Source organism: Dolichospermum circinale AWQC131C (genome assembly GCF_000426905.1).
GTDB lineage: Bacteria > Cyanobacteriota > Cyanobacteriia > Cyanobacteriales > Nostocaceae > Dolichospermum > Dolichospermum circinale.
Genome location: NZ_KE384606.1, coordinates 31,965 through 47,429 on the forward strand (window position 1 = coordinate 31,965; position 15,465 = coordinate 47,429).

Annotated in this window: 10 protein-coding genes; 2 read left to right on the plus strand and 8 right to left on the minus strand. The window is 39.5% G+C overall.

Annotated features, from left to right (window positions below; all coding sequences use genetic code 11):
• Nucleotides 1-126: 126 nt before the first annotated feature.
• Together ACIR131C_RS0109365 and hetZ are read right to left on the minus strand one after the other, a co-directional pair.
• Nucleotides 127-900 carry a PatU gene (locus ACIR131C_RS0109365; RefSeq protein ID WP_334310840.1) on the minus strand — a complete coding sequence of 258 codons (774 nt, stop codon included), beginning with the start codon at nt 898-900 and terminating at the stop codon, nt 127-129.
• Between the two features lie 188 nt (nt 901-1,088).
• Nucleotides 1,089-2,276, minus strand: a complete 1,188-nt coding sequence (hetZ, locus tag ACIR131C_RS0109370) for a heterocyst differentiation protein HetZ (RefSeq protein ID WP_028083497.1) — start codon at nt 2,274-2,276, stop codon at nt 1,089-1,091.
• Nucleotides 2,277-2,482: 206 nt separating this feature from the next.
• Here hetZ and ACIR131C_RS0109375 point away from each other — a divergent pair, with 206 nt between their 5' ends.
• Nucleotides 2,483-2,956, plus strand: coding sequence for a hypothetical protein (locus ACIR131C_RS0109375; RefSeq protein WP_028089986.1), 474 nt, complete (start codon nt 2,483-2,485; stop codon nt 2,954-2,956).
• A 93-nt stretch (nt 2,957-3,049) separates the two neighbouring features.
• Here ACIR131C_RS0109375 and sds read toward each other — a convergent pair whose 3' ends face one another.
• A complete protein-coding gene (gene sds / locus ACIR131C_RS0109380) occupies nt 3,050-4,021 on the minus strand; it encodes a solanesyl diphosphate synthase (RefSeq protein WP_028083499.1) in 972 nt (323 codons plus the stop codon).
• Between the two features lie 835 nt (nt 4,022-4,856).
• Here sds and ACIR131C_RS0109385 point away from each other — a divergent pair.
• Nucleotides 4,857-5,063 carry a hypothetical protein gene (locus ACIR131C_RS0109385; RefSeq protein WP_028089987.1) on the plus strand — a complete coding sequence of 69 codons (207 nt, stop codon included), beginning with the start codon at nt 4,857-4,859 and terminating at the stop codon, nt 5,061-5,063.
• An 86-nt stretch (nt 5,064-5,149) separates the two neighbouring features.
• Here ACIR131C_RS0109385 and murI read toward each other — a convergent pair whose 3' ends face one another.
• From murI to ACIR131C_RS0109410, 5 genes are all read right to left on the minus strand, one after another.
• On the minus strand, nt 5,150-6,007 hold the full coding sequence (gene murI / locus ACIR131C_RS0109390) for a glutamate racemase (protein ID WP_028089988.1): 858 nt from the start codon (nt 6,005-6,007) through the stop codon (nt 5,150-5,152).
• A gap of 158 nt (nt 6,008-6,165) precedes the next feature.
• Complete coding sequence (locus ACIR131C_RS0109395) at nt 6,166-8,037, minus strand: N-acetylmuramoyl-L-alanine amidase (RefSeq protein ID WP_028089989.1); 1,872 nt, start codon at nt 8,035-8,037, stop codon at nt 6,166-6,168.
• Nucleotides 8,038-8,278: 241 nt separating this feature from the next.
• Nucleotides 8,279-10,129 carry an N-acetylmuramoyl-L-alanine amidase gene (locus ACIR131C_RS0109400; RefSeq protein ID WP_028089990.1) on the minus strand — a complete coding sequence of 617 codons (1,851 nt, stop codon included), beginning with the start codon at nt 10,127-10,129 and terminating at the stop codon, nt 8,279-8,281.
• A 708-nt stretch (nt 10,130-10,837) separates the two neighbouring features.
• A complete protein-coding gene (locus ACIR131C_RS0109405) occupies nt 10,838-12,217 on the minus strand; it encodes a cation:proton antiporter (protein WP_028089991.1) in 1,380 nt (459 codons plus the stop codon).
• 253 nt (nt 12,218-12,470) lie between these two features.
• Nucleotides 12,471-15,155, minus strand: a complete 2,685-nt coding sequence (locus ACIR131C_RS0109410; RefSeq protein WP_028089992.1) for a DNA methyltransferase — start codon at nt 15,153-15,155, stop codon at nt 12,471-12,473.
• Between the last annotated feature and the right edge of the window lie 310 nt (nt 15,156-15,465).

The following is a 15,465-nucleotide window of genomic DNA, read 5'->3' on the forward strand; positions in this document are numbered from 1 at the left end:
ACATAATACCAGATACAAAAACTATTATCTTGTCTGCAATTGCTCCTGATCCTAGCCTGAGACTGAGGACTTACGCAAGATTTGGCTAAAAACCCTCCTATCTGATTTTTAGATATGGTGATTTAGTCATATTTTCACCTGAATAGCCAAGAATAAAGGCAGGTGGTCTAATTCTGGTAACTCCACTGCTAAAGTATAGGTTCGCTGACTTCTATCAATTTGCAACTCTATGACTGGCATTTCACCAGCCTCAGATTTGACAAATTCTTGACTATTATTACTCTCAAGTTGCAAAATACCCGATATTGGTAATTTACCGTGAACCGTTAAACTCGTAAATTTACCTGAATTACGCAATTCTACTCGAATATTCAGAGTCCCCACAGCAGTGAGCCATTGTCTTTCTACCAAAGGTTGAGTCAATGAAATCGGCAAAGTTAAATTTTCCAGCAGTTGTTTGGCAGCCATTAACGACAACGCCATTTGCTGACGTGGTAGTAAATCAAAATAATCGCTCTCAATATTGGGCGCTGTCAAGGTATCTGCCGAACGATAAGAGCTTCTCAGGACTAACGCCGCCAAATCATTAATTGACTGGGTATCCATGGGAAACATACTTTCTACCACCTGAACTAATTTAGCTCCCAGAGGTATGGAAGATGTCAATAAAGGTTGACATTTTACTAACAATTGCCAGAAAACTTGATCAGGCAAGGGAATAGGCAGATTTAGTTGAGACTGGTGGAGAGTCCACCCCCAAACGGGAACTAATCCTAGTGATTGTTCTTCTACACAGTCAGGATATTCTTCTAATTGTGTTTCCCAGGGGAACAACGGCGGATTTTTTGCTATTTGGTCTTGTAAACGACGCTTAAGAATAGCTTGAAAACGTTCTTGCACAGTAGGAATTTCTCCCAATTGAAAGGTCTGGGGCTTTTCTTGTCAAGCTAAGTTCACCCTTAAAAGGCTACTATCTTGAATAAATGACTACCCCATCAGTTTACTCACATTCTCACAAGCTATACCCGTAGGTATTGATACGATTTTTCAATGCCTAAGGCAGTTGTCATTTTGTGAGGATTCACAAGTCACCATTCATGGGTAGATGCACTAGATCCGGAAACTAAGGAGTTACGAATTTCCCAAGCTTGTTCTAATATCTTAAACCAACGTTTATGTAATTGTGCCATGGACAAGCCTACAGTTTTAGATATTTGCTCATCAGCTTTTCCTTGCTGCTTCAAATCTAAGATAGACCTTTGTTTATCATCTAACTGGGCTAAATAAGTTTCCCATTGAATCGGAGTTAAACCTAAATTAGTGGGTAAAGAAACTTCTAACCACTCATGTACCAATTCCCAGCGATGTAAAAGAGCAAACCGAATTAAATGATATTTAAACCGTTGCTGTAAGTAATCACGCTGCCGAGATGTTAAACCCAAAATTGACTCAATTTCTGGTGCTGATAAATCCTGAAGACGAAGAGTAAAGTAATCAACACAGTCAGATTGTTCTTTTTCCTGCAAGTAGTTGATCAATTCTGTAATCACAACGGACCGCAAGGTATCCTCCTCCGGTTCGGTCTGGGAAGCCATAGCCAACCGTAATTGGTGGATAGCCGGCTCTTCCCAAGAACTATCAGACTCACCGCTACCACCTTCAGAAGCCTGTTCTATATCTACACTTGTTTCTGGAGGTTGCTGTTTTGAGAAAGTTTGCGCCCGGAGAATAATTAATTGTTGCTGTCTTCCAGGTAGAGGAATCCGACGTTTACCATATCTCTCGGTAAATGCCATGTATTCTCCCAATTCCAATAGAGTCTGGGGGCGATAGGTTGGATCTAATTGGTTCTCTCTTCTAAAGGCATTTAAAGACTCCAAATAAAAACTTTGGAGAAAGTCTTCAATGATAGTCAACCGCCCTTGATAGCTCAATTGCTTGTGAGGGGGATTAATATAACGGTAAACAATAGCACTCAATATGCTGTGTAGTTCTACCCGGCCACGACTTGAACCTAACTGACAGTATCGGATACACTGTTGTAAGCGATGTTTAGCTAGGCTCATGGCTGAACTTTCTACAGACCCCGAAGTTTGAATGCGTTTACTTTCATTACAAACCCGCAGGACTTCATTGGTAATTCTCACGGATACATCATGACAATTTTGCTTGGAAGCCCGAGTTGACTGTTGAAGTTCCCTAAATAGGAATTGAAAGATGACCTCCACACGGATAGAAATTTTCCCCTGAGTAGTTGCGATTGCGGCTGAATTCATAGTCCCAGTTCTCAAAACGACCCTAACATATTTTGGACACGACTTGTTAGACTTTGGATATTAGCTTCATAGTTTTTTTCTTGAACCCAAACTAATTTACATTGAGGGTGTGGCCACCAAAAAATACTGAACTCGTAAATCTCAATTTTCTGGGGTCTTTCTCTCTCATGTTTTAGCCATTACCCAAAAGTCATTAACAATTCATGATGGATTTAGAAGCACAAATTCAATTGCTGATAAACAATGCACCCCAGGATGGTATGACACCACAACTTATGGTATCAATCGCTCCTGTATTAATTGCTATTGCTCAAAGGTTAAAACACTACCAATACTTTATTCTCAAAAATTCTCAGCAGGATTGGGTTTTAACTACCTTGAGCAATCGCGTAAATCCAGGAATAGAAAAGCAAGTTATTTACGCTTTCCCTACCATACAGGATGTTTCTCTGATCTCGGATGCTGGGCGTGACCCTCAAGTGATGCCAGCCTCCATGTATGTTACCCACCTTTTATTCCAATTAGTAGCCCTCAAACCATTACACAGCATAGTTTTCCTGGAAACACCAGGAATTATTACCCGTACGGTCGAAGTGCAGCGCTCTGAACTGGAAACCCTGATTGGGCAACAATTACAAAAATTTAGACCCCCAAGAAAAGTTCCTCCCAATATTGCCTAAATACCTGAAAAAGTCAAAAAAGATGGGAACTGAACTTGGAGTAATGGAGATCTAACACCCAACATCCGCAAATCTGATATCTCCTGCGATTTTTTAGTAGAGCCGACTAAGTACGTAGTCAGTTAAATCTATTAGGGCTTGGCGTGATTCTGATGGCTCTAAAGTGCTGATATGCTCATTGGCTAATTTGGCGTGGTGAGCAGCTAATTCTCTAGCTCGCTCAATTCCCCGACTGTCATGAATTAGCGCCAATGCCTGCTCTAAATCCCCACTCTGGGCAAACTCCCTGGCAATTAAGGCCTCTAAGTCGGGTTTTTCCTCCAAGGCATATAAAGCTGGCGCTGTCAGGTTGCCACTTTTGAGATCAGAACCGGCTGGTTTACCCAGGGTGTCTGTTGAACTGGTGAAATCAAGAATATCATCTACTATCTGGAAGGAAAGACCTAGATGGCGACCATAACTGTACAAGTGTTCGGCAGTTTCTAGGGACGTTTCACTAATTAGTCCAGCAGCTTTAGAACTGTTGGCAATTAATGACGCTGTTTTGTAATAGCTCTTTTGCAGGTAAGTTTCTGTAGAAAGACTAGCATCAAAACGATTTAGCCCTTGTTGGATTTCTCCAGCCGCTAAATCCATAATCACTTCTGAAAGTAGTTTGACAACGTCCAAATTGTTCAGGTTCGCTAAATACCAGGAGGATTGAGCAAAAAGAAAATCCCCGGCCAGCACGGCAATGCGATTACCAAACAAACTATGTACGGTCGGTACACCACGCCGGACATTGGACTCGTCTACTACATCATCATGTACCAAACTAGCTGTGTGAATCATTTCTGTAATCTCTGCCAATCGTCTGTGACGCGCTGTGATATCTGTATTTAACATAGTCGCCCGCGATATCAGCAGCACTATGGCGGGTCTGATACGCTTACCCCCAGCACCGAATAAATGTTCGGCTGCGGCATAAAGAATGGGGTGGCGATTTCCAACTAGCTGTTTAAGGTTATCTGCTAGTATTTGCAGGTCTGCTTCCACAGGGGTAAACAGGGAGGTGGCTGGGGTCATGGATAGGCGGACTCTGGCTTAGGTTACGAAAGTTTACATATTCTTTAATTTTAAGATAACCCAGTGTCACCGCAAAGTTTTCCTCCAGTCATCTGATTTTTAATATCTATTAAGTTATTTCTGTCTCAGATCTAAAATATGTTAAGATAAACAACTATTTAAAAATGCTTAATATTTGCTAACTCCAGGAACAAGACCGCAATCATCCAAGATGTAATGTTAATAAAATTACACTTAGTATAAATCAATCTAAGCTATCTGTCAACAGTAAAAAAATTTAAAATTTAGTCTAGAAGTTAGCTTCAAATTCAAGGTAGTTGTGTTAGGCTAGAATCTGAAGATATTAAATTTTTCAGATTATTCACTTCCTCAGTAAAACCATTTTATGATGATTTTACGTAATAGCGTTGTGAGTCTAAAATAACTCGTCGCCCAAGAGTAAATGGCAATTATTCCCATTTAAACTCTCTGCGACAAGCATACCTTTTGAGTTGAATTATGCTTTTCCAATCATGGAACTAACTCAACGTATTCAGCCCACGTTGAGTAACGGCGTATATCTATTAAAATTGGTGTGAGATCAATAACACAGGCTAGGTAAACTGCTAATGAGTGCAGTTAAGAATTGCTACTTAGCAATTTTGCTGCTATTCAGATGTATAGCCTGGGAAAGTTGATTTTAAAGAAAATAAATGGATTGTCCAGAGAAACTTAAGTTTTCTCCTGGGAATTTTGGTATAGCTAACTACAGGCATCAAGAACGCACTTGTTGACTGAAGTTTTGCTACTTTCCTATGCAATTTTATATTCCTTAGCAATCAAAGATGGTGGAACAATGATTTACGAAAATATGCCTATGATGATATTTATTCTAGCTGCTGGATACTTATTCAGTGTATACCTATTGTTAGCTTTGGCAAAGCGCACAGGCAAAAAAGACGTTCATCAAAGGGATTCATTTAATCCTAATATTGGCCGAGATAATTACAAGCGGCAGAGAACAGTAACTGCCAACGTCACCGAAGTGGTGAATAGTCAATGAAAGAAACTAACACAGGGCTGGGAAAGAACAGAGGACATTTATTTTCCTTTCCCTATCCTGACCCTGTGAATTGATCAATCCTGTCTTTAAGAGACAACAGCATCCGCAAAACATACCTGTTCCACCATCGGAGTATAGCCCAACCACTGCAAACCAGACTGAGTAAATTGTTGGGGACAACCACTGACAGCAAAGCGGGTAGGCATAGGTGGGTAAGTATTTTTAATACCTAATATATCTAGCTCTTGGGAGCAAGCGACGACCACATGAACTGCTGGGTCAATTAATTTGACCTGGGTGGGGAGGAGCGATCGCAAAACTGGTGATAAATGAGGATAATGGGTACAACCATAAACTAAAGTATCTATTTCTTGGCGGAGTAAGGGTTCTAGATAAGTCTTGGCTATTTGAGCAGTATAAGGGTCATGGATGCGATTTTGCTCAATTAGAGGCACAAACTCTGGACAACTGACTTGCCAGACTTGGACATCAGATTTAATTTCTAAAATAGCTTGACGATAGGCATTGCTTTGAGCCGTTGCTGGCGTAGCAATCACACCAATACGCTGACCTTGTTCAACAGCAGCCATAGCACCTGGTAAAATCACACCTAAGATAGGGAAATCAAATTCTTGGCGGACAATATCTAAAGCCAGAGCCGAACTGGTATTACAAGCCATAATTGCCATTTTAACTCCTTGCAGCCGCATCCAACAGAGGATTTCCCGGACAAATTGCAGAATTTCCCCTTGAGAACGAATACCATAAGGAAGACGAGCGGTATCCCCCACATAAATAATTGATTCATTGGGAAGCTGCTGATACAGTTGTCGCAGTACAGTTAAGCCGCCGACACCGCTATCAAACACCCCAATAGGAGCGCGTTGAGGCACTTGAGAAGAAAAACCATGAAAACGCCTATCAAAAATAGAAAAAGAATACACAGCAAAAATTGAGATAAGTAGGTTGGCGTGAAAAATTGTCGTTATGACAAGGGAATAGGGAACAGGGAATAGGGAACAGGTTTTGGGCAACTTTACTTTTCGTTACTTACGTCGGTTTTTTCCGTTCACCTACTTAGTGGTCAAGAGAAAACAATATATTAACGTCTTTTTAAATAATTGAGAACACCACGGGCTATGCCCTCAGCCATGCGAGATTGATAGTCTGATGATCCTAAACGGGGATTATCTTCCCGACCAGTCATATAACCTGTTTCCACCAAAATAGCAGGCATAGAATTTTTTCTCAGCACATAAAACCTAGCCTTACGAGTTCCGCGATTATTCAGGCTACTGATATTTTGGAGAATAGTTTGACGAACAGTTTCTGCCAAACCATAACCACTGTCATAATAGTAGACTTCTAAGCCATTGACATCAGGGCGATTGTCCACGGAATTAGCGTGAATACTAACGAACACAGTAGCATTGACACGCTTGGCTATATCTACCCGTCCTTGAAGTTCCACAAAAAAGTCAGCATCTCTAGTCAGTACCACCTGCACACCATTTTGCTCTAAGATTCTAGCCAATTTTGTGCTAATAGGTAAAACAACATCCTTTTCTAGTAACCCACCCAGTCCAGGAGCACCAGAATCTTTACCACCATGTCCTGGATCAATCACTACTAAAATCTTCCCTTTCGGGACTGGTAGAGGTGGCTCTTCAACAGGTGTTTTCACTGTTGGGGATGACTCCGTGAGCAAATCCGGGGTATCTATAGGAGCAACAGGAGGTGTAATCTCAGGAAGTTCAGGGCGGAGAGTAGTTTGTAATGGTAGTGCTAATACACTAGAGGGGACTTGATTCAGTACGCCAAAACTAACACCAGCAGCAGGTTGAACAAGAACAACTACAGTATTGGCCCCTTGGGATTGAAAACGGACTTTGAGAATAGGGCTATTGGGATTAAAAGTAGGACTTTCGACCTGATTAGCTAACTTAGCATTAGGAATAGTAATCCGAAATAGACCTGAGCTTCTATCCCAGTTACTAGTAGCAGATATAGCTTGGTCGGCTCGAATTAGTAATTGTTTACCAGCACCTATTTCTACAGATTGAATCGTCGCCAGGGAGTCACTAAGCGATGGTGTAGAGGATTGATAGTTATTAGATAACTTAGGGATACGATCTGGTATAACGATAAAACCGCTATTACCACTAGTCATTGCTCGCCAACTGCGACTACTGTTATCTAAGTGCAAAGTCATGCGAACAACGGACGGACTACTTGGTAATTGGCTAAATTGGACGCGCCGGACACCATAGCGGTTAATCAATAGGTCACGCTGTCCCATATTTGGCGATAAAACCGCACCAATAATATCAATATTAACAAAGCGATTATCAAGACTGGGATTGACTTGTAATTGGTTATTACCGGACAACCACGGGGAGTTTGCCGCTACACCTACGAAAAAACCATCGCCTGTGACTTGTAATCTCTCAATTTGAGTTACCTGTTTAGACGAGGTAATGGGGTTTTTTGTGACTACGTTGTAAATACTGTTGTCAGAGGGTGTACCTTGAGATGATCGATCTAAGGGTGGAGGTGTTGATGGTTCTCTATTTTGCCCAGATATAACTTGTGGATTCGGTAATTCTACTATCCAGCGGCTACCATTTATGGGAACAAATTTGATTAGGCTAGAGTTGAAGGTGTAACCAGGGGCTAGTTCTACAACTAATCGTGTTGTTTGTGCGTCAAATTGTCCAATGCGGATAGCGCGAATTTGGCCACCAATTTGTTGTATTAATTGCGGACGACCAAATTCCGTACCTGGTAAGTCAATTACTAAGCGCGTCGGGTCAAAAATCAGTTGGGCTTGGGGTTGGACAGCACTAGATGTATTAAATTCTAGCCGATTTTGATTAGGATCAAACCGCCAAGATTCTAATTTTCCGGCCAAAGCAGGCGAAGATAGCATGAAGACCGTGCCAAAAGTGCTGGGTATTAACCAATGTAGTTTCACAATCCTTTCTCCTGATTTGCATTCATCATCATTTGTCAATATCTCAATTTAAAGGCTAATCTTCACACTGTCACCGCTTTAACTTTGACTTTGCTCAAGTTCAAGATTGGGTTGATGTGCCATAATACACGGCTAATGGCGTATTATTGTAGCATATAATTTTAGTTTTAGGATTTTTTGAGTAAATTTATTTTTCTGCCATTGGTGATCATGTTTGGTGGTGAGTGTTATACATGACTATTTATCTGGATCTTAAATACTGAAGAATCCCTTGGGCGATCGCATCTGCCATTTTATTTTGATAAGCTGGACTATTAAGATTGGCAACATCTTCTCTACCAGTTACGAAACCAGTTTCTACTAAAATTGATGGCATGGAGTTTTTGCGAAGTACATAAAATCTGGCTTTGCGTACATTCCTGTCTCTAACATTGAGATTTTGCAAAATTTTACTATGGACAATGCGAGCTAATGTTAAACCATTATCATAATAATAGGTTTCTAAACCGTTGACTTCTGGACGATTCGCACCTGCTGAATTAGCGTGAATACTCACAAATACATCAGCTTTAGCCCGTTGAGCCATGATTACTCGGCCGGGTAAAGTCACAAAGTAGTCATAATCTCTAGTCATAATCACTTGAATACCGTTTCGTTCCAAAACTTCAGCAATCCTTTTCCCAATGGGTAAAATGACATTTTTTTCCTGTACTCCCCCGATACCAACCGCACCTGAATCTTTACCACCATGTCCGGGGTCAATGACAACTACTAATTTTCCTTTGGGAACTGTGGGTTGAGGTCTGATTTCTGGCTGTTGTGGATTTAGGTCGGGTATTTCTTGCTTTGGTGGTGATAAAGGTGGTAGAACAGTGGGTGGTCTCATGAAACGAGATCCTTGTAATTTTAAAGCCAACAGGTTGTCTCCGGCTGGATTAATTGGTCCAAGGCTAATACCTGACGCAGGTTGAATAAAAATAACTACTGTATTTGGCGGTTGAGGTTGAAGACGGAGTTTGAGGATAGGACTATTAGTTTCAAAGGTGGGACTTTTGATATCCGGGGCTAACTTAGCGTTGGGAATAGTAATACGAAATAAACCAGTGCTTCTATCCCAACCAGTTGTCGCAGATACAGTTTGATCGGATCTAATCAGTAATTGTGTGCCATTATTCACAATTGCTACAGACTCAATAGTTGCAGTTGAGCCGTTATTATCGTTATTATTTATACTTGGCGGCAGATTCTCATTTTCAGGTAAACTCACAACTCCCCTGCTAGGAAGCAGAACTAAACCGCTGCTACTGGAAGTTACTCGCCAGTCAGGGCTATTTTCTTCTACCCTCAAGGTCATACGCACAGATGTTGGTGTGGTTCGCAATTGAGTAAATTCAATGCGGGAAACACCGTATTTATTAACTGCTAATTTTCCTGGGGTTAAATTTGGTGATAAGGTTGTATCTAGGATATCAACAAATATAGTGGTTTTATCACGGCTTCTGATGGTTCTTGTTTGGGGACTACCGCCATTAGTGCGAACAAAAAAGCCGTCACCAGTAATTTGTAAATTCTCTAACTGAGTTTTTCCCCCACTACTACTCGCTATTGGTGAAAATTCAGGTTCAGATTGGGGGGCGATATTAGCTAGATTGTAATTATTATTAGTAGTATTTTCAGGATTTTCCCCCTGGGGTGATAGAGACTCCCTTTCTAATTTTGGTAATTGTACTGTCCAACGATTAGCACGTTTAGGGACAAATTTTACCTGATTAGGGTCTAGGGTATAACCAGGACTCAATTCTAAAACTATCCGTGTTGTTTGTTCGTCAAACTGGCCAATACGAATTTCCCGCACTCCTCTACCAGGTTGGGTTAACTGAGAAGATCCCAATTTTACACCCGGTAAGTCAATTACTAAGCGAGTGGGATTAAAAATTAGCTGTGCTTGTGGTTGGACACTACCACTTGTATTAATTTCTAACAGGTTTTGATTGGGGTAAAATCGCCAAGATTCCAGGGTTGTGGCTAAACTCGGCGACGATAGCATAAGTATACTTCCAAAAGTACCGGGTAGCAACCACTCTAATTTCACAGTTCTTTTCTCCTGATTTATATTTATTGAATTAGTGAATATCAAATTAATATCTTTAAATATCTCAAAAATTTGATAAAATTGATAATTTATCACATTATTTCCATTATTCTCCTTGACTTGAAAGCAAGAAATTTATGAAAAACTATCAGCGATTATAAATCACTACTACACAAACAGAGTAAATACTTAGACAAGCTTAGTCATACTCTGGACTAAGGATAAATTCAGGGTTTTGTCTGTATAGCCCGCCACTTCTAGTCGCCAATGTCAATAAAAAATACCCATTACTGTCAACTGCTGACATAAAGAAAGCAGGTTATTCTCCCTACTAAAAAATCTGCAATTTATAACACTTAAACAGAGAAAAAATAAAACCATAAAACATGATCAAGTTTACTAAAAATGGGAAACAAAGAAAAATTTGTCAAGACCAAAGGAAATTCAATTAACCCTTCTATTTATTTTCTAAGTCAGATGATAACAATATCAAAAGAGACGGATTTCTCATGAGATAAGTTTCCTGTCACCTCCTTACTTAGTCAACTTAAAAAGCACAACAGATATAGAAAAACTAAATAGCTCGATTATAGCATTAATTCACCAATTATTGACATCATTAAAGAACAAGTTGGGGATTTGAGACTTTTGTTGATTCAACCCCCTAAATACTTGCTTTTTAAATATAGGAATTTGCCTTCATTCCTGCTATAATAGTTTTTCAGTTTTACTATCTAAGTTGGCTGTAGTGTTTGATTCGGGAAATACGATTCTTAACAGGGGAGGAGCGATAAATGTGGTAATAATCACCATCATAATGATTGCTGCCCCTAGTGGTTTGGAAAGGACACCACTAGCAGCACCTACACCAGCGAATACTAAACCTACTTCACCCCTGGGAATCATTCCTACACCAATAGCCAAGCGATTAATTCCCGGTTGACCAAATACTGTTAGTCCTGTCACCACTTTACCAATAATGGCGACGGTAATCAGGAAAGTTGCCATGATTAAGGCTTCTTGATTTGTGGGAATGGCTGGGTTTAAGACTCCTAAATCAGTTTTTGCTCCCACAGTCACAAAGAAAACTGGAACTAGCATATCCGCAATGGGGATAACTTGCTTTTGTAATTCCTTGCGTTTGTCCGTTTCTTCGAGAACTAAACCAGCAGCAAAAGCTCCCAGAATTGCCTCTAAATGGATGACAGAGGCTAGGTAAGACATGATTATGGCAAAAATGAAGGCTGGGATGACTAATTCCCCTCTAGTTTTAAGTTTATCAGCGATCGCCACAAAGGATTTATTAAATACATTACCAAAAACCACCGCCCCAATCAAGAAAGCACTGGCGCTAATAATTAAATAAACCACATTACCGACATCAACCGCCCCATCTTTAGCTAAACTAGCAACCACAGCCAGCACGATAATTCCCAAAACATCATCAATAACCGCAGCACCCAGGATAATCTGTCCCTCTTTAGAATTTAAGCGACCTATTTCCGAAAGCACTTTAGACGTAATTCCAATACTAGTTGCAGTTAAGGCCGCACCAGCGAAAATAGCAGGTATAGCACTAACACCAAATATTGTCATTAACCCCACAGTTCCCGCAGCAAAGGGAACTATCACCCCCACGGTAGCCACAACAAAGGCCTGAATACCCACGGACATGAGGTCTTTGAGATTAGACTCTAAGCCAATTTCAAACAAGAGGATAATCACACCCAATTCTGATAAAACCGAAATCACCTCAGACTGGGCTGCAAATACCTGTGGTGTCGCTTCTGGGCTTAACCCAGCGGTGATTTGCAAAAAGGACATAATCAAAGAATTACCAGCGTCTGTACCACCTTCAGGGAATATCAACAAATGGAGTACAGAGACACCGATAACCACACCCCCGACAAGTTCACCTAAAACCGCTGGTAAACCGATTTTGTTGGATAATTCTCCCCCCACCTTGCTGGCAAAGTAAATCACGACTAAACTCAATAGTACGGCCGCTAATACCATGGAACTATCTGCTGTTTCTGTGGCTGTAGCCAATAAGGGAACGTTAAAGTTGATTTCCATGAAAAACTGTATTGGTTATACAAAGATCCTTTTCTTTATTTTTACCTGTTTTTGGTGGTAATTTGTGCAGTTAACTTGATCTGATCTGCTTTTGGTCGGAATTGAAGAGTTTTATCTCACGCAGAGACGCAGAGGCGCAAAGAGTAAGTGTTTGAGTAAGATAATTTTTGATTTTTATACTTCTGTAAGTTTGGTGCGCTACGTCGCGGATTTTATTTAATAGTTGATTTTATCATCTTTCAACGCTTCTAACGCACCCTACATACTAATTTTGTATTTCTGGTCCAATAATTTTAATTCCCTGTTTTTCTTTTTCGGCTAATTCCAAATTTAATAGCAGCAGTCTTTCTAAAATATCATCTTCTGGGTTGAATTGATAAGCTGACATTACCAGTTTATCCAGTTGTTGATGTAGTTTATAAAGTTGACTGCTCGGTTCGGTGAAAAATTTATTATATAATGTAGTGATTCCCCATTGTTTGGTTTCCATTTGTTGACTACGATGTTCATTTAGTTCTTCTGTTTTAGTGCGAATTTGTTGGACTATTTTTATATCTACTGTTTGCGGAAATGGGAAAGTTTCAAAACAAGTGTTGTGAGTATAACGAGTGTCACCTTTTAAAGTCGAACTTTGCGCTTTTACCCAAACACGATGTACGTTAGATGTGAGAATACCAAGGATATAAAAATCATCTAATGCGAGAACAGTAATAGAGTTATTAGGTAGCCAATCTTTATTAACTCGTGAAAAAATAAACCATTTAGAATGACAAGGAACTGCAAAATAAAATGATAAAGTAGATAATGCTGTTCTCATTGCTGGTCTTTTTTCACCATATTTCCACCAATTCATTCTGGTAACATCTCTACGATTACTATCCCGTTCATATTTAACATAGGTTTTAATGTGTTCAAAAGGTAATTGATAATCACTAGCATCCTCAAGACTCATATCATTAAAATCAATAATCCATCTTTTTGGTGTACCATGAGGATTATCTGTTAAATCTTGTGCTGAAATAGATTGTTTAAGAACATCTTGATTTTTTCCATCTGTTTTTATCCAATCTGTAACCTGTTGTTCAGTTACAAAAAATCCTTTTCCCACAGGAATTACACCCTGAAAGCATTTATTGAGATTTACTTTTAACCGCACAGCTTGAGAAACATCAACAGTAGATTTTAGAGAAGAATTGATTTGTGAAACAACAAGATCATCTAAATAATATTTTCGCGGTTTATCCTTACACCAATTAATAATACTCACATGAACCTTCGCAGCACCAGACCAAGGTTGTGTAGAAACAGCCTCATGAATATAACCACCATTTTGAGTAATATAATCTAAAGCCGCAATTCTACTTTTACCTTGACTTATAGAATTAGTACCAACCAAACCAACTCTACCCTTCTCATCAATTTTATCATGAGCCAACCGAAACCAATAAACACAAAAATCTACATCTTTAACTTTCGGAAAACGTTTAAAAATTCTATCTACATATTCATCATTCAAATTCATTCTAATATGTTTACCACCTAAAAACGGTGGATTTCCAATAATAGCATCAGCTTTGACCCATTCACCAAACAAAGCATCTTGACAAACAATATTATCATCCAAAGTATCCAAAGGTAAAGCAGGTTCAGTCAAACATAAATCATCAATCGCAATTTTCCGCGCTATCATCAAAGTTACCCGCGCTAATTCCACAGCAAAAGGATTTGTATCCATACCATAAAACTGTAAAGGTGTTACCAAACCCATTTCCATTTGTTGACTTTTAGACCCATTCAAAGACTGGATTTTTTCTAAAAGCATTCTTTCCACTCTTTTCAATTGCTGATATGCTATATAAAGAAAATTTCCCGAACCACAAGCAGGGTCCAAAACCCGATAACCTTGTAATTCTATCTGCAATTTTCCCAGTTCTTTAACTGTATTTGCTTCCTCAATTTTATCCTCCCAATAACGACTAATTGTGGGACGGACAATTTTCATAATATCTCCCTCAGAAGTATAATGAATTCCCTTCGCGTGACGTTCTTTCTTATCTACCGTTCCCTCAAATAAATTCCCAAAAATCGCGGGACGGACCTGACTCCAATTTTCCCGCGCAGAAACATCTAAAAAATTTAATTCTTCCCTAGTTAATTCAATGGGGTCAATGCGAGAAAATAAACCCCCATTAAAATAATCTACACCCTGATAACGTCCCGCAGGAGTTTTCCCCGGTAGATTCATTTCCCGAAACAAACCACCCAAAAGATCATAGGAACTTGACCCATTCATACAATCTTGAACACAAGAAACAAACAAATCACGGGGTAACAACTGTCTATCTTCCGCAAACATAGCTAACACACATTGTAAAACAAACCGCTGTGCTGTTAACTTTTCAATACCCCTAGCTTCCAACTCTAATAATAACTCTCCCATACGACGAGCAGCCCGTTCTGTCACTTCTACCTGGTTATTTTGGAATATAGGAGTTTTTTGACCTAATTCCATAAAAGCCAACGCTCCCGACCGTGCTGGTAGTTCTTCAAGGGAGATTTTATCTACAGGTGTATCTATCTGAATATCAAAATCAAAAATCCAGAATTGATCAAAATTACATAAAATCACATATTTAGGACGATTTGGAACTAACCTAGTCCAATAATCAAAAGCTTGAGAATAATGTTTATTTAAGTCTTCTCCGCGCTTTTTCATTTCAATTAAAACGCGAGGTTTCCAAACCAAATCAGCAAAACCCGTTTTTCCAGTTTTACTACCTTTTTTAATAGCTTCCTCATATTTCGCTCCTGCTTCCAAAGCACCCTCATGACCAAAAGCCCGAAAAAATCGGTCAAGAAAAGTTTGTGCTTCTTTGCGTTCCTGTCCGGTAATATATTGGTTACAAAATTGGACGAATTTAGATAAACTTTCTGGTGTTGATGATGTCATAGTTTTTTTCCGAACAACAAGATACCCGACCTGTCAATAATTACAAAAATAACATTTAATTTCCCCAGCAAGTCGCGCGAAAAAAGCAGAATTAGAGATTGACAATTAATTTAAAACTTGTTATCATAGAACGGACGAGGAAGAACTATCATCAAATAATAAAGCTCAACAACAGAGAAAAACCCTAAAAAACCTCTTACCTTCCTGTTCTTGGTGACTTCGTGGTTAATTTATCTCCTCATCAAAGCCCGCGAAAAAAGCAGATTTAGGGCTTGACAATTAATTTTAAAAATGTTATCATAGAACCGAC

Coding starts and splice junctions, on each gene's coding strand:
- hetZ (WP_028083497.1), bottom strand. CDS start 2,276: ATGAATTCAGCCGCAATCGCAACTACTCAGGGGAAAATTTCTATCCGT.
- ACIR131C_RS0109375 (WP_028089986.1), top strand. CDS start 2,483: ATGGATTTAGAAGCACAAATTCAATTGCTGATAAACAATGCACCCCAG.
- sds (WP_028083499.1), bottom strand. CDS start 4,021: ATGACCCCAGCCACCTCCCTGTTTACCCCTGTGGAAGCAGACCTGCAA.
- ACIR131C_RS0109385 (WP_028089987.1), top strand. CDS start 4,857: ATGATTTACGAAAATATGCCTATGATGATATTTATTCTAGCTGCTGGA.
- ACIR131C_RS0109410 (WP_028089992.1), bottom strand. CDS start 15,155: ATGACATCATCAACACCAGAAAGTTTATCTAAATTCGTCCAATTTTGT.